Annotated in this window: 22 protein-coding genes and 11 tRNA genes; 29 read left to right on the forward strand and 4 right to left on the reverse strand. The window is 36.5% G+C overall.

Going from position 1 to position 24,150, the window contains the following annotated elements; all coding sequences use genetic code 11:
- Nucleotide 1 precedes the first annotated feature (1 nt).
- The 26 genes from DYR29_RS19155 (at nucleotide 2) to DYR29_RS19280 (ending at nucleotide 15,322) form a co-directional block, all read left to right on the forward strand.
- The gene (locus DYR29_RS19155) at nucleotides 2-1,135 is read left to right on the forward strand and encodes an AAA family ATPase (RefSeq protein WP_213278108.1); all 1,134 of its coding nucleotides are present in this window, start codon (nucleotides 2-4) and stop codon (nucleotides 1,133-1,135) included.
- Nucleotides 1,108-1,851 carry a hypothetical protein gene (locus tag DYR29_RS19160; protein ID WP_213278109.1) on the forward strand — a complete coding sequence of 248 codons (744 nt, stop codon included), beginning with the start codon at nucleotides 1,108-1,110 and terminating at the stop codon, nucleotides 1,849-1,851. Before DYR29_RS19155 ends, DYR29_RS19160 begins: the two co-directional genes overlap by 28 nt.
- A complete protein-coding gene (locus DYR29_RS19165; protein ID WP_213278110.1) occupies nucleotides 1,842-4,220 on the forward strand; it encodes a hypothetical protein in 2,379 nt (792 codons plus the stop codon). Before DYR29_RS19160 ends, DYR29_RS19165 begins: the two co-directional genes overlap by 10 nt.
- A complete protein-coding gene (locus tag DYR29_RS19170) occupies nucleotides 4,210-5,904 on the forward strand; it encodes an APC family permease (RefSeq protein ID WP_213278111.1) in 1,695 nt (564 codons plus the stop codon). Before DYR29_RS19165 ends, DYR29_RS19170 begins: the two co-directional genes overlap by 11 nt.
- Nucleotides 5,897-6,919, forward strand: a complete 1,023-nt coding sequence (locus DYR29_RS19175) for a hypothetical protein (RefSeq protein WP_213278112.1) — start codon at nucleotides 5,897-5,899, stop codon at nucleotides 6,917-6,919. Before DYR29_RS19170 ends, DYR29_RS19175 begins: the two co-directional genes overlap by 8 nt.
- 243 nt (nucleotides 6,920-7,162) lie before the next feature.
- Nucleotides 7,163-7,291, forward strand: a complete 129-nt coding sequence (locus DYR29_RS19180) for a penicillin-binding protein (protein ID WP_142719492.1) — start codon at nucleotides 7,163-7,165, stop codon at nucleotides 7,289-7,291.
- Nucleotides 7,292-7,860: 569 nt separating this feature from the next.
- A tRNA-His gene (locus tag DYR29_RS19185) sits at nucleotides 7,861-7,933 on the forward strand.
- A 9-nt stretch (nucleotides 7,934-7,942) separates the two neighbouring features.
- Nucleotides 7,943-8,016 (forward strand) — tRNA-Lys (locus tag DYR29_RS19190).
- Nucleotides 8,017-8,023: 7 nt separating this feature from the next.
- Nucleotides 8,024-8,097, forward strand: a tRNA-Arg gene (locus DYR29_RS19195).
- Nucleotides 8,098-8,165: 68 nt separating this feature from the next.
- A tRNA-Pro gene (locus tag DYR29_RS19200) sits at nucleotides 8,166-8,237 on the forward strand.
- Nucleotides 8,238-8,243: 6 nt separating this feature from the next.
- Nucleotides 8,244-8,315: transfer RNA gene (locus DYR29_RS19205), tRNA-Glu, on the forward strand.
- Between the two features lie 5 nt (nucleotides 8,316-8,320).
- Nucleotides 8,321-8,394: transfer RNA gene (locus tag DYR29_RS19210), tRNA-Ile, on the forward strand.
- Nucleotides 8,395-8,614: 220 nt separating this feature from the next.
- Nucleotides 8,615-8,696 (forward strand) — tRNA-Cys (locus DYR29_RS19215).
- A 173-nt stretch (nucleotides 8,697-8,869) separates the two neighbouring features.
- A tRNA-Tyr gene (locus DYR29_RS19220) sits at nucleotides 8,870-8,953 on the forward strand.
- Nucleotides 8,954-9,034: 81 nt separating this feature from the next.
- Nucleotides 9,035-9,106: transfer RNA gene (locus tag DYR29_RS19225), tRNA-Glu, on the forward strand.
- Nucleotides 9,107-9,633: 527 nt separating this feature from the next.
- Nucleotides 9,634-9,706: transfer RNA gene (locus DYR29_RS19230), tRNA-Phe, on the forward strand.
- Nucleotides 9,707-9,882: 176 nt separating this feature from the next.
- A tRNA-Trp gene (locus tag DYR29_RS19235) sits at nucleotides 9,883-9,953 on the forward strand.
- 110 nt (nucleotides 9,954-10,063) lie between these two features.
- Nucleotides 10,064-10,549, forward strand: a complete 486-nt coding sequence (locus DYR29_RS19240) for a ribonuclease H-like YkuK family protein (protein ID WP_105684299.1) — start codon at nucleotides 10,064-10,066, stop codon at nucleotides 10,547-10,549.
- 59 nt (nucleotides 10,550-10,608) lie between these two features.
- Nucleotides 10,609-10,980 carry a cyclic-phosphate processing receiver domain-containing protein gene (locus DYR29_RS19245; protein ID WP_213278113.1) on the forward strand — a complete coding sequence of 124 codons (372 nt, stop codon included), beginning with the start codon at nucleotides 10,609-10,611 and terminating at the stop codon, nucleotides 10,978-10,980.
- Nucleotides 10,980-11,534 carry a DinB family protein gene (locus DYR29_RS19250; RefSeq protein WP_213278114.1) on the forward strand — a complete coding sequence of 185 codons (555 nt, stop codon included), beginning with the start codon at nucleotides 10,980-10,982 and terminating at the stop codon, nucleotides 11,532-11,534. Before DYR29_RS19245 ends, DYR29_RS19250 begins: the two co-directional genes overlap by 1 nt.
- A 25-nt stretch (nucleotides 11,535-11,559) precedes the next feature.
- Nucleotides 11,560-12,150, forward strand: coding sequence for a DUF5565 family protein (locus DYR29_RS19255; RefSeq protein ID WP_213278115.1), 591 nt, complete (start codon nucleotides 11,560-11,562; stop codon nucleotides 12,148-12,150).
- A gap of 185 nt (nucleotides 12,151-12,335) precedes the next feature.
- Nucleotides 12,336-13,280 (forward strand): MBL fold metallo-hydrolase, encoded by a 945-nt coding sequence (locus DYR29_RS19260; RefSeq protein ID WP_213278116.1) that lies wholly within the window; start codon nucleotides 12,336-12,338, stop codon nucleotides 13,278-13,280.
- Nucleotides 13,281-13,440: 160 nt separating this feature from the next.
- The gene (locus tag DYR29_RS19265) at nucleotides 13,441-14,004 is read left to right on the forward strand and encodes a metallophosphoesterase family protein (RefSeq protein ID WP_213278117.1); all 564 of its coding nucleotides are present in this window, start codon (nucleotides 13,441-13,443) and stop codon (nucleotides 14,002-14,004) included.
- A gap of 53 nt (nucleotides 14,005-14,057) precedes the next feature.
- Nucleotides 14,058-14,318, forward strand: coding sequence for a hypothetical protein (locus DYR29_RS19270; RefSeq protein WP_213278118.1), 261 nt, complete (start codon nucleotides 14,058-14,060; stop codon nucleotides 14,316-14,318).
- Nucleotides 14,319-14,353: 35 nt separating this feature from the next.
- Complete coding sequence (locus DYR29_RS19275) at nucleotides 14,354-14,659, forward strand: hypothetical protein (RefSeq protein ID WP_249413683.1); 306 nt, start codon at nucleotides 14,354-14,356, stop codon at nucleotides 14,657-14,659.
- A 111-nt stretch (nucleotides 14,660-14,770) separates the two neighbouring features.
- Nucleotides 14,771-15,322: a 3'-5' exonuclease gene (locus DYR29_RS19280; RefSeq protein WP_213278119.1), complete on the forward strand. Its 552-nt coding sequence runs from the start codon at nucleotides 14,771-14,773 to the stop codon at nucleotides 15,320-15,322.
- Between the two features lie 65 nt (nucleotides 15,323-15,387).
- Here DYR29_RS19280 and DYR29_RS19285 read toward each other — a convergent pair whose 3' ends face one another.
- Genes DYR29_RS19285 through DYR29_RS19295 form a run of 3 tightly spaced genes read right to left on the reverse strand, consistent with a single transcriptional unit; the run spans nucleotide 15,388 to nucleotide 17,049 of the window.
- A complete protein-coding gene (locus tag DYR29_RS19285; protein WP_213278120.1) occupies nucleotides 15,388-16,272 on the reverse strand; it encodes an alpha/beta fold hydrolase in 885 nt (294 codons plus the stop codon).
- A gap of 5 nt (nucleotides 16,273-16,277) precedes the next feature.
- Nucleotides 16,278-16,616: a GIY-YIG nuclease family protein gene (locus tag DYR29_RS19290; protein WP_213278121.1), complete on the reverse strand. Its 339-nt coding sequence runs from the start codon at nucleotides 16,614-16,616 to the stop codon at nucleotides 16,278-16,280.
- 7 nt (nucleotides 16,617-16,623) lie between these two features.
- Entirely contained in the window at nucleotides 16,624-17,049 is a 426-nt protein-coding gene (locus tag DYR29_RS19295; protein ID WP_213278122.1) for a MarR family winged helix-turn-helix transcriptional regulator, read from the reverse strand.
- 505 nt (nucleotides 17,050-17,554) lie between these two features.
- On the opposite strand from DYR29_RS19295, the gene DYR29_RS19300 reads away from it, so the two are divergent.
- Nucleotides 17,555-20,251 (forward strand): DUF6493 family protein, encoded by a 2,697-nt coding sequence (locus tag DYR29_RS19300; RefSeq protein ID WP_213278123.1) that lies wholly within the window; start codon nucleotides 17,555-17,557, stop codon nucleotides 20,249-20,251.
- A 3-nt stretch (nucleotides 20,252-20,254) separates the two neighbouring features.
- Nucleotides 20,255-21,616: an SWIM zinc finger family protein gene (locus tag DYR29_RS19305; protein WP_213278124.1), complete on the forward strand. Its 1,362-nt coding sequence runs from the start codon at nucleotides 20,255-20,257 to the stop codon at nucleotides 21,614-21,616.
- A 114-nt stretch (nucleotides 21,617-21,730) separates the two neighbouring features.
- Here DYR29_RS19305 and DYR29_RS19310 read toward each other — a convergent pair whose 3' ends face one another.
- Nucleotides 21,731-22,183, reverse strand: coding sequence for a VOC family protein (locus DYR29_RS19310; protein WP_142719499.1), 453 nt, complete (start codon nucleotides 22,181-22,183; stop codon nucleotides 21,731-21,733).
- Between the two features lie 409 nt (nucleotides 22,184-22,592).
- On the opposite strand from DYR29_RS19310, the gene DYR29_RS19315 reads away from it, so the two are divergent.
- A complete protein-coding gene (locus tag DYR29_RS19315; RefSeq protein WP_213278125.1) occupies nucleotides 22,593-24,110 on the forward strand; it encodes a TROVE domain-containing protein in 1,518 nt (505 codons plus the stop codon).
- Nucleotides 24,111-24,150: the final 40 nt, after the last annotated feature.

Consider the following 24,150-nt stretch of genomic DNA (forward strand, 5'->3'; position numbering starts at 1 on the left):
AATGAATCAGAATATCAATCAACTCAATACAGTCCTTACCTACGTAAAAGAAACCTTTGTAGGTAAAAATGATGTCGTAGATCTGTTGGGAATCTGCCTTTTGGCAAGAGAAAATGCTTTTTTGTACGGCCCTCCGGGGACTGCAAAATCGGCGATTGTCAGAACGTTGGCGAAAACCGTAAAAGATGGAAAAAACTTTGAATATTTATTAACCCGCTTTACAGAACCGAACGAAATTTTCGGACCTTTTGATATCAGAAAACTGAAAGAAGGTGAACTTCTGACCAATACGGAAGGAATGATGCCTGAAGCTTCCATGGTTTTTCTGGATGAAATTTTCAATGCCAATTCTGCCATTCTGAATTCCCTTTTGATGGCACTTAACGAGAAGATTTTTAAAAGGGGAAAAGAAACAAAACACTTACCTGCACTGATGTTTGTGGGGGCAAGTAACGTTCTTCCCGAAGATGAAGCATTGAACGCATTGTTTGACCGTTTTCTGGTGAGAATCAATGTAGATTATGTAAAACCTGAACTGTTACAACAGGTGCTTTTAGCCGGAAGAAAACTGGAGAATCAGGAAGAAGCGGATATTCCGGAAATCCATGCCGATGAGATCAGGCAGCTTCAGAACCTGTGTAGAACCATAGACCTTAAACCAATCTATGAAGTTTATCTCAATACTATTATGAGCCTTCGGAATACAGGAATTGCCATTTCAGACCGTAGAGCCGTAAAGCTTCAGAACCTGATTGCTGCAAGTGCCCTGATCTGTGGAAGAAAAGAAGCCGTGCTTTCTGACCTTTGGGTATTGAAGCATATCTGGGATACCGAAGAGCAGATTGAAATTCTGGAGGGAATTATCAACAGGACCATAGAGAAAGACGATCATCCGGATTCCCATCCACAGGCGATGCACAACAAAACTCCCAATCCCGAGGAGGTCATGAAAGATGTGACAATTCTTGTGGAAAAATGGAATGGCGGAATGCTGAGCTTTGAAGAACAGAATGTAATAAAAGATAAACTGAGATACCTGCAGACCCGTTGCGACTGGATCAGAAATCCGGAACAGAAACAGTATATCCAGCAAGAAATTGAAAGCTTATGGCAGAAGATCCTTCAAAGCGTTTAAAAGAATTCTGGGCAGAACTTCCCCGTGCCGATGAAGACTTTCTGGGCTCTGTCAGAGACTGGAAAAACATTCAGATCGCTGTGGAGGAAGGAACAATCTGGCTGAAAGGCTTTACCGACGAACAGGCTGAATCTCAGGAAGTACAGCAGTTGCCGGACTTTATCCTGTATGAGCTTCGGAATGGTCTTTTATTCAGGAAAGAAGCTTTGGTTCCAAGCAAAAAAATGAGAACAGCATTGCTTTGGGTACCTATAGACAAGGCGTTGCAGCTTACTTTTCCTCTTTCCAATCAGAACTATTTTGGAATTCAGGAACAGGTTCAGGTAAAATTAAAAGAAAGCAATGAAGAGCAGCCGGTAATCGCTTTATTAAGCAATATTGCTGATATTAAAGAAAGTATCGCAGCATTACCGAAGTTTAAACTGGAAAAAATAAAATGGACTGTTTTAGGAAATAAAGCACTGTTTGTAGGCATTCCATTATTAAGCTTTCCCGGAAAAACCTATTGGACAAAAGACAGACATTTATTGCCGGCCGGTCTGGATTTTGAATTTAAAAATCTAAGTACCCTTTTACAGCAGAAATATAATAAAGAGCCGGAAGGATGGTTACTTTGGGATGAAAACGGGAATTATCTTTTAATAAAAGAAACTGATTTCCGTCCTTTATCTATAAGTTCATTCCGTCTTACAGAAAAATCAAGAGAATGGAATTAAAGTTCTATTTCCAGTCCTATGAAAATTACTTTTGGGAATGGAAAACTGATGAAGATGTTCCCGGTGATTCCGGTTACCATGACAATAATCTCCTCTCGGTTCCGGGAGTGGGAGCGATAGCTTACAGGCCTTATGTGATGGAGATTCTCAAAGAACTTCAGCCACAGGGATGGCCTCCCTTTGGAGCGTTGCTGATGGTTTTGTATGCTATGCAGGATGGCTATATTGATTTTGCAGGCTCTTTGAGACGTACCGCTGAGTTTTATAGTGGAGAAGACTTTGAATTCAATGTGGAAAAACAAATTGAATTTCTTGAAAAGATCCAATCACTTCCCAATGTTTATAAGCAGAAACAAAACAGAATTGTTTTGCTGCAAACGTTATTCAGCAATGGTCATAACAGGGTGGCCTCTCTTCATGCGGATATGTATTTAAAGATCTATTATAAACGACCGCAGGAAATTGCTATCAGTGCAGAAAAACAAGACGAAGGTTCAATAGCTTTAAACAAAGATTTAAGTGCTTTGAATCTGAATGAAAAATTTCCTACTGTACAATCCATCATTGATGCCATGAAAGGTTTGATCGACGAGCCTGAGCTGGATGATGAGGTAGTAGAAGAGGAAACAACAGCGGATACAGATAAAGATTTTATTAAAGAATTAATTGAAGAACCCAAAACATTTCAGGTAGGAAGCCTCATCAAAAGAATATGGAGCGGTCTGAAAATTCCTATGCGCCACCTTTCCCCGGGAGAACAGCCTATCGGAGGAATTTCTGATATGACCAACAAAGGTGATTTTCACAGGATGCTTCTTTCTGAATTTGCCAATGAAGATGACGTCTTTATGAATAGGGTAGCCAATAATGAAGCGCTTTATATTCAAAGAGAAATTCCGCCCGAAGAAAATATTTTTGAAAGAATTATTCTGATTGATACTTCCCTCAGAAATTGGGGGACTCCAAAAGTATTGGCTTTTGCCTCTGCAATTGCTATCATCAAACACCCGAAAGCTCATTCTGAATGTAAAGTTTTTGCCTTAGGGCAGGCAGGTGTTCCTATTGCCCTTAACAAAGTAGAGGAAGTGGTTGAAAACCTCAATCAGGTGAGTCCGGTTCTGGAAGTTTCCGAAGCGTTGGAAAGTTTTTTTAATCAAGAGCATACTGAAAAAGATATTGAAGTGTTCTTTATTACCCATCAGGAGAATATGGAGGATGAAAAAATTCAGCGGGTGGTTCATCAGAACAGAAACAGGCTTAAGTTTCTGGTGACTACAACATCAGATGGTGAAATTAATTTTTATAAACATCATAAAGGAACCAGAAAACATATTCAGAAAATAAAACTTCCATTACAGGAGTTGTGGGCCAATCCGCCACAGCAAAAACAGTCCGTTCATAATTTCAATGGAAAGAAAACCGATCTTCCACAAAACTATCCTGTCTTATTTCCAACCCCTGTTAATAAGATTGCCAAGTTTTTATATGATGGCGAATTTTTCATTCTGAGTTCTAAAAAACAATTATTGAAGACTTATCTTTCTGATAATTATTACGACAAACATTCTTATGATTACTATAAAACACATCACGGCTGTGAAGTTTTGTTTGATAATATTTCCATAAAACTCAAAGGACAGTTTGCCCTTGCAAAAAACAAGCAGCAGCACTTTATTCTGTGCCAGTATCAGCATGATCAGAAATTAATATCAAAGCTTAACCTTAATACAAGAGAATATTCCGAGCAGAATCTTACAGGAATGAATATTCCGGAGTCCTACAAACTGATTTATTTTGGACGGAGCTTTTATCTTCATCACCCGGACAATTCTACCCACTATAAAATAAACATGGAGGGAAATATCTCTGTAGAACCTATTACCGGAAAAGATAAAGAGTTTGAAAAAAATAATATAAAAGCTGAGGCTGAAGTTGCGAAACTGAAGGGAAGTGGATTAAGAATTATCAATAATTTCAACAAAATAGGAATCAATCAATATGAAAATCTGGTTATTTCCGGACATGAATTGTACATTTCTTCAGAAAACACACTTGATTTTTCCAAAAACAAATATGATATTAAAATTTTTGCTGAGCAGAACAAAAATAAATTTACATTTCCCGATGGAAGCGAAATTATTACAGACTCACGGGGAATGCTGACTTTCCGAAGCAGTAATAAAAGTATCGAAGAATTTTTTATTCCTTCCACGGCTCATGGGTTTCTCTCTTTGGCAACTTATACAGAATTTGGAGGATCAGAATATTATCTTCCGGAACATGCCTTGCTGAAAGTAAGAACAATGGATGATATGTGCGACAGGTTTTTGAAACCGTTTATAGAACAGATATTGGATTATGGAGCTTAGAATAAAACCTTTCCCGAAAAATAACTATCCCAAAAAAGGTCTCTTAATCAGAGGTTCTTCACCTGTGGTATGGCTTCAGGAAATGGAAACGCTTGGCATTAATTTAAGCCAGGTAAAATCTTATGCAATTCCTGCCAACAGTCCGAATGTGCTGTATGGTTGTTTCCTTGTTTTTAATGATTATGCTCCGCAGGAAATAGGTAGAAATGCTTACTTTCAATGTGTTGATAACAGACTTTTCATTCCTGAAAACACTACTTTTTATCCTAAAATAAATCCGGAAGACTGGGCACGGCTTGATTCCCGTTTTCTGATTATGCATCCTGAATTCGGATTCGTAAAACTCTCTGAAGAAATCGACTGGATTTCATTAATTCAGCTGCCCGGTATTATAGACGAAAACATCAGAAAGCCATTGAACGGCGTTTCAATTCCTCAGAAAATTGAAAGCTATACCGTTGAAATAGATGATGAAAAAGTAATGGAAGAATTACAGCCAAAGCAAACCGAAGAAGAATGGATGAATCACCTTCCGTTTGATCTTAAAAAAGTAATGGCCGGAAATAAAAAGGAAATAGAAAAGTACTTACAGTATATTGAAAAATACCCTGAAAGAGCAGTGGAACTGGGCGTTTCGCTTGATGTAATGGGAACTTCCAGAGGTGACGGCTTTGGCAAATTTACCTGGCTGGAAGGATTATTTGGTGGAAGCTCCGGAGGGAAAACTGAAAGTGCAGGAACAAAAAACTTTCGCAGAATATTCTGGGCGGTAATTATTGTGGCTATAGTCTTAAAGATAGCATTACCTTCAGATAAAAATAATACTGAACAGGAAGAAAATGCAGTTTCTGGAAAAATGGCAAATAATACTGTAAAAGAACCTTCTGATATGATTGCTTTCCAGTCCGGGACCTCAGAAATTGATCTGAAGATCGACTCTATATATCATCAGGAGAGAAAAGAACTGTCCAAAGAACTTATTCATGCCGGGATCATAGAATCCAAAACAAAAGAAGACAAAGAAAATTATAAAAAAGCAGGTGGAAGAGAGGTGAGTGAAATAGGAAGAGATATCGGAAAGCTTGTGAATAAAGAAAAGCAAAGCCGGGATTCTCTTAAAACCATTTATACCCAAAAGATCACAAAGCACCTTGAACAAAAATCTGAAAAGCTGGAACGCAAAATTTCAGATTCCCTGAAGCAGTATACCAATGGAAAACCCGTAAATGGAGAAGTCGTAAAATTCCTGCTGAAAAAGAAAAAAGCTTTGATAGCTGATTCTTTGGGTAAACTTTACGGAACATTGGATATTGTAGACCCTTCTTCTGCTTCCATTGATAAATCCAAAGTGAAAGCAGTGGGGACGGAAGGAACTGCATTGGAGAAAAAAGCCCCTGTTTCAGATATTATGTATATGGTTATCCTGATGATTGCTGGTGTAGGGCTGTATTTGTTCTTATTTAAAAATAAATCATTAAACCTTGGCGGCGATAATGTACCTGCATGGGTGAAATTTATTTTAATATCAATCCTTGTGGCGATGCTGGTGTATTTATTTTATCCGTTGGTAAAAATGTTTGGCTACAACTGGTTTGTATGGGTTCTGGTGATTTGTGTGATGCTGCTCCTTTATCGCCTGTTCAGAGAAGATAAAACCATTTTAAAATCCGATGATGATGAATAAACAGAAATTTATAGACAAATTTATGGCGGCATTCGTACTGCTTGCCCTATTTAAGGTCATCGGAATCGTTGCCCAATTATTCCATGAAAGCTTCTGGAGCGTGGCCGGAACATTAGGCATCTTCTTAATTGTAGCCTTTATTATCCTTCTTGTGATCACTTCCTTAAAAGATAAAGAACAGAACAACAGAAATTCAGCAGGAAGAAAAGGCAGTGGAAGTAGCAGTTTCTATCTGGAAAATTCACTTTTTGACAGGATCCGGAGCAAATACGAAGAACTCGCAGAAAAATATATTGCTGAAAACGATTATAAAAAAGCAGCAAGAGTCTATATGAATTTGCTGCAGGACAACTACAGAGGGGCAAAAACACTTGAAAATGGCGGGTTCTACAATGAAGCAGCCGTAGTATACCTTAAGAAACTGAATAATAAAACTGATGCAGCACTTTGCTATGAAAAGGCAAAGCAATACAAAAAGGCAATCGATCTTTATAAAGAAATGGAGCAGAAAGAAAAAGTAGGTGATCTCTATAAAGAAATCAATGATCTTAAAAATGCCCACCATTACTATCAAATAGTTGCAGACGACTATACAATCAATAATCAGATGGTGAAAGCTTCCCTAGTATACCGTAAAAAAATGGAAAAAGCTGAAGAGGCACAAAAAGTACTGCTGAAAGGATGGGAAGAAGACAGAGATGCTTTCAATTGTTTGAATAACTACTTTGCCAATATTTTTGATGTTAAAAAACTGGAATCTGAAATACAGCATTTGTATCAGAAAACTCCGGCTCACAAAAAGATCACTTATCTGGAGGCTCTGAAATATGAATTTAAAAAAGATCCGAAATTACATGCCGTCACAAGAAATATAGCCTACGAAATCATTGCTGAAAAAGTAGCCACCCGTTCAGAAATTGTGAATGAGCTAAAATATTTTAATCCCAATGATGAAGTGATTCTTAAAGACATTTCAAGATTTAAAACCGGAAGAAATAAAATGTTTAGGAATTAAATATTTAAAAATTGAAGAATTTAAAAATTAAAAGAAAAATTTTGCTTCATTAAATCAATGTAATTATTTGCATTATTCAGACCAATATTATTAACGGTATTAAATTTTATCGGAGATAAAATCCTCGCGCCTTAAAGCATATTTTTTTAATATTATTTTGCGCCTTGCGTATCTAAAACCTTCCAGAGATCGTGACAATTATAAAATAATAACAAAAAAGATTTATCTTTGCCCCAGAAAATTATGACAATACAAAGAGCACATATCAATGCAGAACTATTCGGAAGTCCTTCTAATAAAGGATTATTTGGATATGATGAGATGATATGGAATGAGGCGAAATGTGCTGACTTTGGAAATTATTTACTGTAATCTTGTAAAAAATTAATCAAAATACAACAGAAACGCCTCGGAAAACCGAGGCGTTTTTTGTTTTTTAGGTCAGAAATTATTTAGAATGAAAAAAAATAACCATAAACATGAAAATTTTTTAATTAACAATGAAACTTTAATACGATAAAATAGAGTGATAAGCAACCCGGTGAGAGACAGTCATTTAGGTAATTAAGATATCTGCAAAATATTGCGGACAGAAATTCTCTATTCTAAAAACAAAACGTAATTAATTGATTATCAATAATTTGATTTGAAAATTTATTTGCGGATTCCAAAAATTCATATTTACTTTGCAACCGAAAATTGAAAGCAACAGGTTTTCAGGATTCAATTAAAAATAATTTAGAAACAAACAAAAATAAAATGAAACAGTTACACAACATATTCAATCAATATTCAAGACTATTCGGACATGAGCCGGCAGGAGTTCTGTGTATTCTTGATAGTGAAATTGTGGATGAAAGGTGCTTGTATACGTGGGTCAGCTAATGATCTCTTACGTTTAAAAATATGAAGCGCCTCCCGAAAAGAGGCGCTTTTTTTATGGTTTCTTTAGCTTATTTGGTAAAGCGCCGGTCTGTGGAACCGGAGAACAGGGTTCGATTCCCGGAGATACCCCAAATATAAAATCTCATAGCTCAAGTGGTTAGAGCACCGGTCTTTTAAACCGGGGGTTGAAAGTTCAAATCTTTCTGGGGTTACAAAAACGGTTCCGTAGCTCAATTGGATAGAGCATGGGTTTTCTAAACCCAGGGCTAGAGGTTCGAATCCTCTCGGAATCACAAAAAGGTTCATGGAAAATTTCCCATCCGGCTGTCTCCCGGAAAAGAAACAGAAGTGAACCCCAAAGCTGGAAAGATAACGGTGGTTGTTTACCCGTCTTGGACGCGGGAGGTCGCAAGTTCGAATCTTGCTTTCCAGACAATTTGTTCCATTAGCATAGTGGTAAGTGCATTCGGCTTTCTACCGAACGACAAGGGTTCGATCCCCTTATGGAATACAAATGATTTCGTAGCTCAAGTGGTTAGAGTATCGGTCTGATACACCGAAGGTTGAAGGTTCGAGTCCTTCCGGAATTACAGTAACTAATTGTTAATTGTTTCAGGAGAAAAAAGTAAAAGTTTGTCGAGAGCAGAAGATCTTTACGCCAAACACGAAAATACAGACAGGCTTTTCTTCTCTCCGGATTAATTAAAAGTTAAGAATATCATTTATAAATTTTTAGGTAAAAATAAAGTTTGTCAAGCGCAGAAGTTCTTATATCAAACAAATCTTAGACAGACTTTATTTTTTTAATCTGATGGTTCGCCGAAGTGGAAGAGTCGGGGCGGTCTGCAAAACCGTTGTGTAAACTGAGTGGGTTTGAATCCCATAGCCATCTCAATGTAAAACTATAGGAGAGATATAAGAATCTTTTATCAATGATCCTTTATCATCTATAGCAAAGAATATCCTTTATTAATAAAAGAAAAAGGCTGTCGAGCGCAGAAGATCTTTAATCAAACATTCAATAAAGACAGACCTTTTCTTTTTTAAGGAAAAAATAAAAAATCCGGAAGTACGCCGAAGTTGGAGAGTCGGGGCAGACTGTAAATCTGTTGCTTCATAGCTGAGTAGGTTCGAATCCTACTACTTCCACCCAACCACTGATAATGTAATGGCAGCATGCAGGAAATGTACTCTTGTTGTTCAGGTTCGATTCCTGGTTAGTGGGTTAACGCTCTATTCGTCTAACGGTGAGGACGCCTGCCTTTCGAGCAGAAAACAAGGGTTCGATTCCCTTATAGAGTACTGGATGTGAATAGCTGGTCAATAATGAATTGATATAATACCATGAAAGTTCAGATTTTTTTTAAAAAAATTGGCCAGTTACCATTCACACAAAAAATGAAGAAAAGAGAAAAAGGACTGTCAAGAGCAGAAGATCTTTAGTCAATAAAAATAGACAGCCTTTTACTTTTTTAAACGAAATACATTAGGAAATGAGAAAGGTTTGTCAAGCGCAGAAGATCTTTACAAATACTAGCAGGCATAATTTATAAACAGACAGAGCTTTCTCAAACCTAGCATGACATAGGTAATAAGCAATGAGCAATAAGTAATAACCATAGATTTTCATATTACTCATTACCGATTACTCATTACTAATAAAATAACGCCTCTCTATTCCAATTGGCAGAGAAAACGGCTTTAAACCCCGTAAAGTCCCAGTTTGAATCTGGGGAGAGGTACAGAATATGATTAATAAGCAATGAGCAATAAGTAATGATATAGGGTGAAAATTACTAATTACCAATTACTCATTGCTTATAAAATCCGGAAGAGTGGTGTAGAAGGTCTGCACGTTAGTCTGAAAAACTAAAGGTACAGGTTCAATTCCTGTCTGTTCCACAGAAACATGAATGATAAGTAATAAACAATGAGTAATCATTGATACCTGATTAATTTCTGGCATTATCATTACCAATTACTCATTAATTTAAACCTTGATTCATAGTGTAATAGGCAGCACACAAGATTTTGATTCTTGTAGTTTAGGTTCGAGTCCTAATGAATTAACAGTATTTACTCTGATAGTGTAATGAGAGCATCTCAGTCTCCAAAACTGATGGTATCGGTTCGAGTCCGGTTCGGAGTGCAAAAGATGAATAGTCAATAGTGAATTTTGCTTCGGAAATAAATTTAAAAAAATTGATGATTCACAATTCACAAATTAATTTAAAACAAAATTTAAAACATGTAGAAAAAATGGAAACGCAACAACAAACATGGCAGAATATGAACGGAAAATTTTTCCAAAACTCTATCACACAGCTGGTAGAAGAAGCCATTATCCGCGAACAGGCAAACGGACACCGTCTGAAAGTATGTGTGGGATCAGACTCTCATGTATACGGAGATGCCATCAATTATGCTACGGCAGTAGTATTTATTCGTGAGGGAAAAGGAGCGTTTACCTTTATTAGAAAAGAAAGAGAAATACAGAGTATCAGTATCAAAGAGCGAATGCTGAATGAGGTTAACAAATCCGTAGAAATTGCATACGCTATCTGCTCTGTGTTGGACACTTATGGTGTGGAAATGGAGGTACACGCAGACATTAATACCGACCCCGATTTTAAATCCAATGTAGCATTAAAAGATGCAATGGGATACATTCTGGGAATGGGATATGTGTTTAAAGCAAAACCTTTTGCCTTCGCAAGTTCCAACTGTGCTGATATGATGGTGTAAGAAAGCTGGAAGAGGGATGTTGAGAGTTGGAAGCTTAAAAAAATTATAAAAATTAAATCATGCAAAAAACAAAAAGATTACTATTTCTGGATGATATAAGATATCCTGTTGAGGCGTATCATTACACCAAACAGGAGATTTTCCTCAGAAACGACTGGCATATCGTTCGGAATTACGAGCAGTTTGTCAGAAGGATTTTGGAAAAAGGACTTCCGGAAATGATTTCTTTTGACCATGACCTTGCCGATGAGCATTATCTCAAACATGATTCTCAGGAATTTGTTGAGAAAACAGGATACGACTGCGCCAAATGGCTGGTAGAATATTGTATGGACAATTATTTGGATCTTCCAAAATTCTATAGTCACTCCATGAATCCTGTAGGAAAGGAAAATATTCTTTCCCTTTTAAAAAACTTTAAAAAACTGTAATGGACATTTTTAGATATATTCAGGATATAAAAACACACCTGAAACTCACATTTGATGAGGTAGACGGATGGTTTAAAAAAGATAAAGAAACGTTGAATCATCAGCCTTCCAACGGAGGCTGGACGGTTCAGCAGATTTTAGAACACATTTATCTTACAAATTTTTACTTGCTGATCCTTATTGAAAAAGGCTCAAAAAAAGCAATGAAGAATTCTTTGAATCTTGATCTTGAATCTGAAATGAAAAATTACAGTTTCGATAAGAAAAAATTTGACAGAGTAGGTGAACATGGCGCTTTTGAATGGATAAGACCGGAACATATGGAACCGAAAGGAGAAGTAGGTCCGGATGCAATCAGAAGCTTAATAAGCCAGCAATATCTGCAATGTTTACATTATCTGGAAGTAATGAAAAATGGTGAAGGACTCTTGTATAAAACAACAATGACGGTGAATGAACTGGGGAAAATTAATGTATATGAATATATTTATTTTCTGTCACTTCATGCTCAGAGACACGTTACCCAGATGAAGAAAAATGAATTGGATGTTTAAAATAATCCATTAAAGAACAATTAAAATGAAAAAGATAAGTACATTATTCAAAAAAGATATAAATAATTTAGGAAGAGTTATTGACGAAATTAATCCTGAAAATAATTGGGTTTTTGACGGAGAAGCTATTGCTACACAAAAATTTGATGGTTCTGCATGTGCAGTGATCAACGGTAAATTATATAAAAGATACGATGCCAAGAAAGGAAAAATAGCTCCTGAAGGTGCAATTGCATGTCAGGAAGCCGATTTTATTACCGGTCACCATCCACATTGGTTAGCGTGTGATATTAATAAAAAAGAAGATAAATACTTTTGGGAAGGTTTCACTGCTTTAGCTGAATTAGGCAAGGTGGAAGATGGAACATACGAACTTATTGGTGAGAAAGTACGAGGAAATCCTGAAAATATTAAAGGTCATTTATTAGTAAAACATGGAAATCATATTCTCAGTTTAAAAAGTTTGGATTTTGAATGGATCAAAAACTTTTTAAGTGATCCTGAGAATAATATGGAAGGTATTGTTTTCCACCATATCGCTGATAATCGTATGTGTAAGATCAGGAAGTCTGATTTTGGTGTACGTAGAAAGGAAGTAAAAGAACTTATCGTTTAAAATAAAGATTAAGGTTTCGGTGATTCATTTTATCGGAACTTTTTTATGTATAAACCTAACCATAAATGCTGCGTGAGTTTAAGAATCTGATTTTCATTATGCAGTAAGTTTGTCATTCCGTAGGAATCTCAACTGTTAAAAGTGAAAATAGGCTTTCTTTTATGGTTTAATAAAAAGAAAAAAACATGTTACAGGCAGAAATAAAAAGTCTTTTAAAAGAAGACATCAGTATATTGATTACAATTCCTAACTCAGGAAAGCACTATTTGTGTGATTGCGGAGAAGCAAGTTTATTGACGGTGAAAGAAGTACAGTCTATATCAGCTGTATTCATTAGTCATACCCACATTGATCACTTTTCGAATTTCGATGGAATTTTCAGACATCAGATCGGAAGCGGAGAAAAAGTGGTGATTTGTGGACCAAAAAATATTCATCAGCAGGTTGAAGCAAGGTTGAAATCTTACACCTGGAACCTGATTGATGAAAAAGCCATTGAATATGAAATTCGTGAAATTGTTTCAGAGGATGAAATTAATATTTATACCCTTCGTCCACCATACTGGAATCTTGAGTTGGTAAAGACTCAAAACTTCCTGTTTGAAGACGAATATGTCAACGTTGATTTTGCTATTCTGGATCACAAAACAGATTCTATTGCTTATTTATTTAAGGAAAAAGATTCGGTCACCTTTAATGAAAATGCTTCCGGTTTCAGAAAAGGAAAGTGGATCAGCGAACTGAAAACCGCTTTTGAAAATAATGCAGGAGATAAAGAAATTGAAATTGAAGGAAATCTTTACAAAACATCAGAACTTTTTCATCTGTTGACCCGGAATGCTGGTTATAAACTTGGTGTTATCATGGATCATGCGGCGGACGAAGGCAATTACGAAAAAATCAGAGCCGTATTTGGAGGTGCAGATCTAGTGTATATCGAAAGCTTTTATAAAGATACAGATCAGGAATTTGCAAAGATCAATTACCACAGTTTTGCTTCTGCATCAGGAAAAATTATGAATGAATGCAAGGTGAAAGAAGCCATTCCGATTCACTTTTCAAGAAGATATACGGAAAGTGATCAGGAAGAAATTGAAACTGCTTTTTATAAAGCGTTTCGTAAGAATTAATTAAAAATATTTATAAAACAAAACTACAACATTCATAGAATCGTAATGTATGTACTTGTCATTCTGACAAAGGAAGAATCTCTTTAAGAAGAAAGATTCTTCCACTTTATTCAGTTTATAATGGCAGTGAGCATTTTGTAGTTAAAAAACAATTAAAAAAATGAAACCCAATATATTTTTTACAGCAGACCATCATTTTGGTCATGAAAATATTATAAAATTTTCAGAAAGACCTTTTGAGTCTCTGGACCATATGAATGAAGAACTCATTAAAAGATGGAACGAAAAGATTCAACCCGGTGACACGGTCTATCATTTAGGAGACATGAGTTTAGGAAAGCCTGATTTCACAAAAGAAATTTTAGACAGATTAAATGGTAATATCCATCTGATAAAAGGTAACCACGAAGGAGCTGCTTTAACTTATCCCAAACGTTTTGCTTCCATCAGAGATTATCACGAACTGAAAATTGATGAAATAGATAACAGCAACGGAAAACAGAAAATCATTCTTTTCCACTACGCCATGCGTACCTGGAATGGCTCGCACCGCGGTGTCTGGCAGTTATACGGGCATTCGCACGGAACATTGCCAGATGATGAAATGGCACTGAGTTTTGACGTAGGGGTAGACTGCCACAATTTTTATCCGGTTTCCTACGAGGAAGTCAAAGAAATTATGAAAAGGAAAAAATGGACACCACCATTTGCTCCAAGAAATTAATGATGAATAATAAGTAGTGATTTGATAGAAGGAAAAATGAGAATAATATTTCATTGAGTATTCAACAGCCTTCATCATACATTTACTTTTTACATCGTACATTTTACAATAACATAAAAACAACCAATGAGATTATCATTATCGACCTGGAAGCCACATGTTGGGAAAACGACAGAATTCCCATCGGGCAGAAAGTCGATATTATAGAAATAGGGATTTGTAAATTAAACTTAACATCAAAAGTAATTTCCCAAAAACAAAGCATTTATGTAATTCCTGAAAGATCAGAAATCAACAATTCTGCACACAGCTGACCGGAATTACTCCGCAGCTGATAGAAGAAAAAGGAATCTATTTTGAAGAAGCCTGTGAAATGATTAGGGATCAATACGGTTCTGCGCCGCTTACATGGGCCGGATACGGGAACTTCGATGGAGAGCAGATTATAGAACAGTGTGAATGGCTCGGTATAAAAAATCCTTTTTCAGAAAACTACATGAATGTGATGCATGAATTCAAAAGACATTTCGGACTGCATAAACAAATAGGGCTTAAAAGAGCCTTGAGTTATCTGAACATGGATTTTGAAGGTGCTCATCACAGTGGAGCAGACGATGCTTACAATACGGCCAGAATTTTAAGTAAGATTCTGTAAAGTAATTAGGGTGGAAGGCTGAAACTGGAGGCTGGAAGTAAATCAGACACTATGAAAACTTCCCTCTTCCCACATCCGTTTTCTACCCTTTAACAATTAAATTTTAAACAAGTGAAAACAACAGAAAATATATTAATAGTAGACCTCGAAGCAACATGTTGGGAAAACCGACCGCCAAGAGGTCAGGAGAGCGAGATCATCGAGATCGGGGTATGCATCATGAATGCAAAAACCGGTAAGATCTCCAAAAATGAGGGGATTTTAATAAAACCCCAATATTCAAAAGTAAGTCCGTTTTGTACAGAGCTTACCACCCTTACCCAAAATATGCTGGATAATGAAGGAATCATGTTGGATGATGCATTCGATATCCTGAGAGCAGAATATGATTCAGAAGAACTGACGTGGGCCAGCTACGGAAACTACGATCTGAATATGCTTCAGAATCAGGCAAGAAGATTCTACACAGATTATCCGATGAGTGATGACCACATCAATGTGAAGACATTATTTGGTGAAATTCATCCTACCATCAGAAAAAGTGTCGGGATGAACAGAGCTTTGGGTGAGTTGGGACTTACACTGGAAGGTACACACCACAGAGGAGTGGATGATGCCAAAAACATTGCAAAGATTCTGCATTGGTGCCTGAAAAATTATTAAATAATCTGAAATAGTAACAGATAAATTTAAAAATGTAGGTTGTCTCAGATAATGAGGCAGCCTTTTTATTTTCCTAAATCAGATATCTTGTCAATAATAAAATCATAAAGTTCCATCGGTATAGAATGCCCCATTCCCTCAATGAGGACAAACTCAGAATCTGGAATTGAATCTGCAATATCTTTTCCACAGTCAGGGTGAAAGATCAGATCATCTGTTCCATGAATAATCAAAGCCGTAGCAGTTATTTTTTTCAACATGCTAGGATCATACTGAAACGAACCCATTGCCATAAGCTGCCGAATGATGCCATTTTTTGTTCTGGAACGATGAAGCTCTTCTTCAAGCAAAACCTTTTCCTGATTCGGATCAAACAGATATTTTGAACCTGATATTTTTTCTGCAAAATGGAACTTTTCCCTGAAATACTCTTCTCTATGAAGAAAAGGATCCGCAGATACCTTTGTCATCATAGCCATTACTTCAGGATCTGGTTTAGGAAGAATAGGATTCAAAGAGGTAGACATGATGATCGTCAATGATAAAATCCTTTCCGGATAATATGAACCCAAAAGCTGTGCAATAATTCCTCCCATGGAACGTCCTGCAATATGGGCTTTTTCAATCTTTAAATAATCCAGTAAACCAATTACATCATTCGCCATATCCATTAATGAATAGGGGATGCCTTCCTTACTCAAGGTAGCAAAGGTTTCTTCAATTCCTTTACCAGAAGGAATTTCCTTTTCTGTATTAAAAACAGAACTCCCTGAATCCCTGTTATCAAAACGAATCACTTTGAAGCCTCTTTTCACCAGAAGACCACAAAACTCCTTATCCCAACGGATCATCTGACTTCCTAATCCGGAGATCAGAACTAAATTTTGGGAATTTCCTTCACCAAAAATTTCGTAGCATATGTCTATATCTTTTACGCGGATTGTTTTCATAAGGATTAATATAATTCCAGATTACTTTCTGAGATTACTTTCTGCTCAGCTTTCTGTATCTCCTGACGATAGTTGATATACTCATTATTCTGATCAGGGACAATCATGGCAAATTCAAAAGTAAAGACATCACTTCCGGATTCAGTCCATTCCTTCTGTAATTGTGCATGGCTAAACGTTCCACCGTTTAAAAGGAACTTCATCTTATTCACCAGCGCTTCAAGATTTAAAGAAGCCTGTATAAACTTTTTCCCATTCAAGGTATTGGTAACAGCAAGAACTCCCATTGTTGTTTTGTGATTCTTTGCCTTTTCCCTAAGCTGTTTTTTTAATGTATTCTTCATGCTTTCATTATTGTATATTTCCTCCTAAATCAAATAGAAATTCGGTTACCGTTTTTAAAGATTTGCCCCTTTTAGAAGGAATAATATCTTTGGTAAGATGCTCTGCACTTAATTTAGCCTCTTCAAATATCTTTTTACCACTAGGTGTAATGACCACATAGCTTACACGAGCATCTCTTTCATTGGTTTCTCTTGTTACCAATCCTATTTTTTCCAGTGGGTTCAGTAATCGTGTTACTCCTGACGCCGTAAGACCTATTTTTTCAGCAAGGTCTATTCTTCGCATCCTGCTTCCAGAAGAAGAATTCAGAATGTAAAGAATAACAAAGTCATTGAATCCCAGACCATGAACACTCAGGGAGTCAAATTTTCTGGAAATTACAGACTGCAGTTTATTGATGTTTATTAAAAATAATAATTCAGTGCTTATCATTGAAAAGTATTTGAGTTGTCAAGTATTTTTATTTTGCAAATATATAAAATTTAACGAATTGCAATTCTCATTTTTATATTTTAAATAAAATTAACGTATCTGTGCTATATAATGTTTTATTTTGAGACATTATAAATTCTAAAAATAAGACACCAAATAATGTGTAAATATCAGGGTAGAGAGTCTTTAACCACTTTTTTACTAATATATCTTTAAACAGGGAATTGTTTTTTTGATGTTAAAGTGATGATATTAGTTGTTTTATTAACTTAATATTTTGTTAAAAAATTCACTTTAATGGGATAATTTACTGTCTGTCAGTCATTTTTTTCTATTTTAGCTGACAAGAATGAATTTATGCTTATTGATGAGGGTTTTAAGAGAAAATATTTAAACTGTAAAATAAAAGAGATGGTTCCTTTTCTTAAAAAGCTTACACCAAAAGATAAAAAAGAAGTCGTTGCTCAATAACCTGAAACAAATTTATACATCAAATTAGAAGCACATGAAAGAAAGACTTTATGAGATCCTTAATGAGGAAAAGATACATGAGATTATCCCTTTTTTAAAAGAGCTTAGTAATGAAGAAAGGAAAACACTGGTGCCATCTATAAAGAAAATGGATAGGGAGATCAGTAAAATTGTGATGACTAAAAACTCCTACCATACAGCAGGATCTGTGAATCAGCATTCCATTATTGATATTGCTTCATTTGTCTGCATGGACAAAAAGAATTTCGGTAAAAACTACTGGAGTCTTTTCCGTAATGCAGAACAGACCGAACAGATTCTGGAGTGGGGCTGCCCGGAATGGTTTTCAGACTTTATCAATGAATCCGTAGAAGCTGAATTTACAGCATTTAACTATAAAGACATTTTGGGATGGACAGAAAAAGGCTATGTACAGCCCAAACCGGAACTGCTTGGACATCATCTGAGTAATTATCCGGCTGAACTGGACCGCCATCCCGAAACCCTTAATACCCACTTTTGGTATCTATGTGAATATCCTTCCAAATCTTTACCCTTCCGTAAAGAATGGTTTCCTATTGTTCAGAAGCTGATCGCAGAAAAAAAGATTGAAAGGAAAAGGTTTTTGAAAGAATGCCTTCTGGCTTCCAATAGAAATTTTAATAAAAATGTCACAGGCTGGTTTATGGATGCATTTACCTCATTAAAACCAACTGAAGAAGAACTGACTGAACTGCAGGATGATTTACTTGCAGGGCTGGCTTCCTCCCAGTCAAAAGCTGTGAATACCATATTATCACATTTGAAAAAAATTGTGGGAGTTTCTGATTTTAAAAATGATGAATTTTCCCATTACCTTCCGAATTTGCTGAGCTCGGAAGTAAAAACAGTGGTTGTTTCCAGTCTGGTACTGACCGAAAAAATATTCCAGAGAAAGAAAATAGATCCCGAAATGTTGGGAATGGCTTTAAGTACGGCATTTGTAAGCAAAGATGATGGGATACAGTCAAAAGCAGCAAAGATCATTCTTAAATATATTCCGGCTTCAGAAAATATGATAGAGGCACTTTCCCATTATTCAGATAATATACTGACTAATGTACGTCCTCTTCTTGTAAAATATATTGAAGAAACACAGCCGGAATTGGTGGCAATAGCTTCGGAAAAATTATCTCTGACTACAGATGAAAATGCTGTGAAAGTACTTCAGAACTTTGAAGATCTGATGTTTTATCTTCCTGTTGCCATGGATGATCCGTACAGTCAGCATTGTGATATTGCTTTGACTGGATTTATCCGTTTTGCCGGAGACGTAAATGCCGAATCCGTGAAATTAATTGAGCCGGTATTTTTGAAAGCCTGTAAAACAATTTCGAAATGGGAAGTTCCCTATCTGAATGTTTTATTGTGTAATGCCATTATTAATTATGGCTTGGATCTAATGGAAAAATATCCTGTTCAGCTTAAAAACCTGGAAAAGATTTATCATAAGACCAAAGAAGAGGAAGCAGCAAGAGAATCTTATTCCAATTATCAGAAAAAATTGGGGCCGATTGAAGATGTCGGTGCAGATTGCCCTGCCAGAATAGCGTTTAAAGAGCTGGCCATCTATGCTTATGAAAAAATAAAATCAGGAGATAAGATCCCGTTATTATTCACGGTTACCCATGCTCCATGCTGGATTTCCCCAGTAACGTTGGTGGAAAGATTGGAAAGCTACCAGAATAATAATATTGAACCCCATCATCTGGATATTCAGCTGGCATTGCAGCGTTGTGCTTTAGACAATACTTCAGAAGCGATCACAGAAACTGAAAAAAGATTAAAAGGAGAATATAAAGAACTGTTACTTTTTTTCTTTGGCAAAAATGCTAAGCCGGAAGGAAAATTTGAACACCCTTCATGGTGGATGACTGCAGGAATTACCCGTTCGCCGGAAACCGTGTTTGAAGAATTCAGCAGTTTCGGGTATGATGATATTCCTGTAGAATTCTTTTCAGGGGCTTACAAATGGAAGACCATCGATAATAAGAAAAACTCATACTATCCTGTAGAGCTGAAGATTGTTATTCCAAAATATCATCTTGCAAAAAGGAAAGAACCTTTATTCGTGGAATATTTCGTTGCCGAACAGAAAGAGCTTATCGAAATTCCTGCCTTGATGCTTTGCTTTCCGAATACTCCGGCAAATGCTTTGGCAAAAGTAATCAAGCATTGCCTTTTCTTTTCAGGAATTGCCGAAGTCTATGAAAGAAGCCTGGTTTTGAATACCGCAAATGCACTTTATCAGATCAAAAAGCCATTGGATGAAATCGGATATCTGTTCCTAGGAACTATTTTTCTGGACAGCGATAAAACCATTCGTGGTACAGCAGCTGAAATATGGCTGGAACATGTTTCTTCCCAAACGATGGATAATGCATGGTTAGGAAGAGTGATCGGCCTGCATGAAAAACTGGAATGGGCACCTGTTAAAAGGTTGACTGATCTTATGCAGCATCATATGCTGAACGTCAGTAAGAACCATAATGTAGCCCTGGAAGAATTGATTTCCAATATATTGCTTCAAATGGATGCTCCGGTCACCAACCTGAAAAAGATTCTGGAAATCTACCATGAAGTATTGGCTTTGAATCACTCAGAAGCTCATAAAGAGATCATCGGGAAACTCAATAGCTGGAAAGAAAATTCGAGTCTGAAAAAAATCTGCAGTCTTCTTCTGAAAAAATAAATCATGGAGGGTACGCTTATTTACAACTATTCAGGAACGTCCTGTTTAGTAAGGAGAGATGCGCTTGAAGAATTGTTTCTCTCCAAATATAGTGAAATACATAAAAATACCGATGCTCCATGTTTTTTCTGGGGAAATGTCGGGCAACCCTTTATTTTAGCGCGTTGTCTTATTACACTGTCCAATATTGTAAAATCGAGCTTTAATCTGTCTCCGTTTCAAATGTCGCTTCTTAAAGATCCGATCGTAACTGCCGGAAATCACAGATTACGCTTTGAAGGTTTTTCTCACTGTGCCGGAGTTTATGCAAGAGTTGACGTACTGCCTGAAGGTCTGGAAGGTGGATTTCTTGAAAATGGAACTACAAATGTAGATTTCAATCAACCAATGATAACTGCGCTGGGAAGCATCCGCCCAAATGAAAAAATTATGCTTTCCGTGGGTGAAAAGGAAGTAGGGCTGTATAACGAAGATGAAAAAATAATAGAAAGAAAAGTTCCTTTACCCGCAAAATGGATCAAAGGATTGGGAACGGTTCAGGTATATTTATCGGAATCCGAAAAACGTCATACTTTCAATAAAATTCAGACTCAACAACTATTCCGCGGGATGCCGAAAGGAGTGATAAAGTCAGATTATTATTTGATTGTGAGAGGAAATAAACCCATTTTTTCTCCGGTAAAGTCAGCGGATGCCGTTTGTATAGGCGGGCTTCACAGGCTTCGTCTTTTAGAACCTCTGCTTCCTTATATTGATTGTATGCAGGTCTTTTCTCATTCTAATATGCAGTCTACAACATGGCAGCTTTATATGGGACCTATCAGATTTTGTTTTTCTTTGTCCAGAGAGTGCTGGAGAGGTTTCTCAGGAGAAGGAGCTGTCCTGGAAAGTCTGATTTCTGAGGTTTCTGATGAGTGGATTGATGCTTTGGATAAGTATGCTTATGCCAATCAATCTTTTAATCCAGATATGCTTGCTCTGGAAGAGAATCTGAGTTTCAGCAAAACTGATACTATTACAGGAAGACTCGCTGCAATGGGATTATTGGGTTATGACCTTGATGATCATGAATTTTTCTACCGCAGGCTTCCTTTTAAGTTAAGCCGTATTATCGGACTCAATCCCCGCATAAAAAATGCCGATAAGTTGATAGAAAACGGAAAAGTTGAAATTTTAAACAATAATAAAGCAAGAACAGAAGCCAGAGTAGAAGGAACCGGTGTACATCATACGGTAATCATTGAAGAAGAAAAAGAGCGCTGTACCTGCGAATGGTTCAGTAAATATCAGGGTGAAAGAGGACCTTGTAAACACGTGTTGGCGGTGAAGAAACTGGTAAAAACAGGTGAAACTTTTTCTATCTGATTTTATTATTTTGCTGACAGTCGTAGAGACGCAAAAAGTTTTGTTTAATAAGAATTCAATTTTGTTCCCTTTAATCTTTGATTTTTTTGCGTCTCTGCGTTATATTAGCATCTATCAGTTTTTTACAGAGTTCATCCATTCTTCATAACTAAGTACACCTAATTCCGGTTTGCTTTCTCCTTCAAGAATAGAGATAAATTCAAGCTGGTTTCCATCTGGATCATTGAAATAAATGGCCAGTGCAGGCATCCATGCAAATACCATTGGTTCAACACTTCCATTTTTTAGGAAATTATAAGGCTTTAAATCTTTATTTTCTAAAAACTCCACTGAATAGTTTAAAATATCTTCTTTACTACTTGAAAAAGCAAAATGTCTGGTCTGAAGATTCTCCTTCTGCTCCCATAATCCTAACATAAATTCTTTCCCTTCTCCAACCCATAAAAAGGCAATAGGCCTGGTTTCATCTCTGTGAGCCAGTTTCAATCCTAACACTTCTGTATAAAATTGTATTGCATTTTCCAAATTGCTCACCTGAACATGGGTCTCATATATTCCTTTAATCATAGCTTAATTTTAGTAATAGCAAATCTAGAGAACCCTTATTAGAAAACGTAATATTGCTCATTTCTTTAATGGAAATGAATGATAGAAGGATTTTATAATTATGAATTATAAGTTATAAATGATGAATTAGATTATTATCAATATAATTCAATAGTGGTGGGGTATTATCCTGAGCGTAGACGAAGGGAGCCCATCTTATAAATGCCCCATTCATACGACTTTAGCCAAAACTTGAAATCTGCGTGATCACTGAAGTACCATTTTCAAATAAACATATTTGCAATAAAAAATAAAAAGAATGAAGAAAAATTTTCTACGCAAAAAGACTGCGTAACACTGTTTTTACTTTGCATCAGAAATCAGAGAGGAAGTATCAATCCTTCCCAATGTTTAACAAAAAACAGTAACCATGAAATTTAATTTTTTAAAAAAAGAAACTAAAGTAGTATTGAACTACGAAGGTGCAAAAGCATATGCGATGACACCTGCAGAAGAATTGTATAGTGCTGTTATTACAACAGGACTGTCAGATGCCAACTATGAAAAAGGAAATGACAGATTGGAAAGAATCCAGTCTCTGATCAAAAAAAATGATCCTGAATTTGTGGCAAAACTGGCGGTATACGCAAGAAAAGATATGTACTTGCGTTCCATTCCATTGGTGTTGACAACTGAACTGGCTAAACAGACTTCCGGTACGGATCTGGTGAGTAAAACAGTAGAAGGTGTCGTTCAGAGAGCTGATGAGATCACAGAATTGCTGGCGTACTACCAACTTGCGAATAAAAGAACAGATACTAAAAAACTGAATAAACTGTCAAAGCAGATTCAGAAAGGTCTGGTGAGATCGTTCAATAAATTTGATGAATACCAGTTTGCAAAATATAACAGAAAGGCGGAAGTTACCTTGAGAGATGCATTATTCCTGGTTCACCCGAAAGCCAAGGATGAGAACCAGCAAGCTGTTTTCAATAAAATCGCCAATAACACATTGGAAACCCCATACACATGGGAAGTAGAGCTTTCCGTTTTGGGTCAGACAAAATTTGCTAATGACGCAGAAAGAAGATTAGCTTTCAAAAATAAATGGGAAGAACTGATCTTCAGCAACAAATTGGGTTATATGGCAACCATGAGGAACCTGAGAAATATCCTGGAAGCGGGCGTATCATCAGATGCAATGAATAAAGTATGCAGATATCTTTCAGATGAAAGAGCGGTATCCGGTTCAAAGCAGCTCCCATTCAGATTTCTGGCGGCTTACAGAGAATTAAAGACTATAGATTCTCCTTATTTGTCATCTGTATTGGAAGCATTGGAAGATGCTGTGGTAGTAAGTGCTAAAAATATCAAAGGCTTTGGTTTTGATACTTCGGTAGTGATCGCTGCGGATGTATCCGGTTCTATGCAGAAAGCAGTTTCCAATAAAAGTAAAATTTTGCTGTATGATATCGGTTTGCTGATGTCGATGATCCTTCAGTCACAGTGTAAAAACGTGGTGACAGGTATTTTCGGTGACCGTTGGCTGAGAGTTCCAATGCCTAAAAATGGTATTTTAAGAAATGTAGACGCTTTCTACAAACGCGAAGGTGAAGTAGGATATTCTACGAATGGTTATCTCGTTATCGAAGATCTGATCAAAAGAGGTGAAAAAGTGAACAAAGTAATGCTATTCACCGATACTCAGATGTGGGACAGCACCGGAAACAGAAAATCTTTTGAAGACGTGTGGAACAGGTACAAAATGATTGCTCCCAATGCAAAACTGTATATTTTTGACCTGGCAGGTTATGGTACACAGCCGCTTGATATCAGAAAAAATGATGTACATCTTATAGCCGGTTGGTCAGACAAAATTTTCGAAGTGTTGAATGCGTTGGAAGATAAAAAGTCAGCCGTAGAAATGATTCATAAAGTAGTGCTGTAAAAGGCACTGCTTTTAATTAAGAACAAAAAATGAATTTTAA

The organism is Chryseobacterium indologenes (assembly GCF_018362995.1).
GTDB classification, from domain to species: Bacteria; Bacteroidota; Bacteroidia; order Flavobacteriales; family Weeksellaceae; genus Chryseobacterium; species Chryseobacterium indologenes_G.

Bases quoted from the DNA above. Each gene is read 5' to 3' on its own strand.
- DYR29_RS19155 (WP_213278108.1), top strand. From the start codon at position 2: ATGAATCAGAATATCAATCAACTCAATACAGTCCTTACCTACGTAAAA.
- DYR29_RS19160 (WP_213278109.1), top strand. From the start codon at position 1,108: ATGGCAGAAGATCCTTCAAAGCGTTTAAAAGAATTCTGGGCAGAACTT.
- DYR29_RS19165 (WP_213278110.1), top strand. From the start codon at position 1,842: ATGGAATTAAAGTTCTATTTCCAGTCCTATGAAAATTACTTTTGGGAA.
- DYR29_RS19170 (WP_213278111.1), top strand. From the start codon at position 4,210: ATGGAGCTTAGAATAAAACCTTTCCCGAAAAATAACTATCCCAAAAAA.
- DYR29_RS19175 (WP_213278112.1), top strand. From the start codon at position 5,897: ATGAATAAACAGAAATTTATAGACAAATTTATGGCGGCATTCGTACTG.
- DYR29_RS19180 (WP_142719492.1), top strand. From the start codon at position 7,163: ATGACAATACAAAGAGCACATATCAATGCAGAACTATTCGGAAGTCCT.
- DYR29_RS19240 (WP_105684299.1), top strand. From the start codon at position 10,064: ATGGAAACGCAACAACAAACATGGCAGAATATGAACGGAAAATTTTTC.
- DYR29_RS19245 (WP_213278113.1), top strand. From the start codon at position 10,609: ATGCAAAAAACAAAAAGATTACTATTTCTGGATGATATAAGATATCCT.
- DYR29_RS19250 (WP_213278114.1), top strand. From the start codon at position 10,980: ATGGACATTTTTAGATATATTCAGGATATAAAAACACACCTGAAACTC.
- DYR29_RS19255 (WP_213278115.1), top strand. From the start codon at position 11,560: ATGAAAAAGATAAGTACATTATTCAAAAAAGATATAAATAATTTAGGA.
- DYR29_RS19260 (WP_213278116.1), top strand. From the start codon at position 12,336: ATGTTACAGGCAGAAATAAAAAGTCTTTTAAAAGAAGACATCAGTATA.
- DYR29_RS19265 (WP_213278117.1), top strand. From the start codon at position 13,441: ATGAAACCCAATATATTTTTTACAGCAGACCATCATTTTGGTCATGAA.
- DYR29_RS19285 (WP_213278120.1), bottom strand. From the start codon at position 16,272: ATGAAAACAATCCGCGTAAAAGATATAGACATATGCTACGAAATTTTT.
- DYR29_RS19290 (WP_213278121.1), bottom strand. From the start codon at position 16,616: ATGAAGAATACATTAAAAAAACAGCTTAGGGAAAAGGCAAAGAATCAC.
- DYR29_RS19295 (WP_213278122.1), bottom strand. From the start codon at position 17,049: ATGATAAGCACTGAATTATTATTTTTAATAAACATCAATAAACTGCAG.
- DYR29_RS19300 (WP_213278123.1), top strand. From the start codon at position 17,555: ATGAAAGAAAGACTTTATGAGATCCTTAATGAGGAAAAGATACATGAG.
- DYR29_RS19305 (WP_213278124.1), top strand. From the start codon at position 20,255: ATGGAGGGTACGCTTATTTACAACTATTCAGGAACGTCCTGTTTAGTA.
- DYR29_RS19310 (WP_142719499.1), bottom strand. From the start codon at position 22,183: ATGATTAAAGGAATATATGAGACCCATGTTCAGGTGAGCAATTTGGAA.
- DYR29_RS19315 (WP_213278125.1), top strand. From the start codon at position 22,593: ATGAAATTTAATTTTTTAAAAAAAGAAACTAAAGTAGTATTGAACTAC.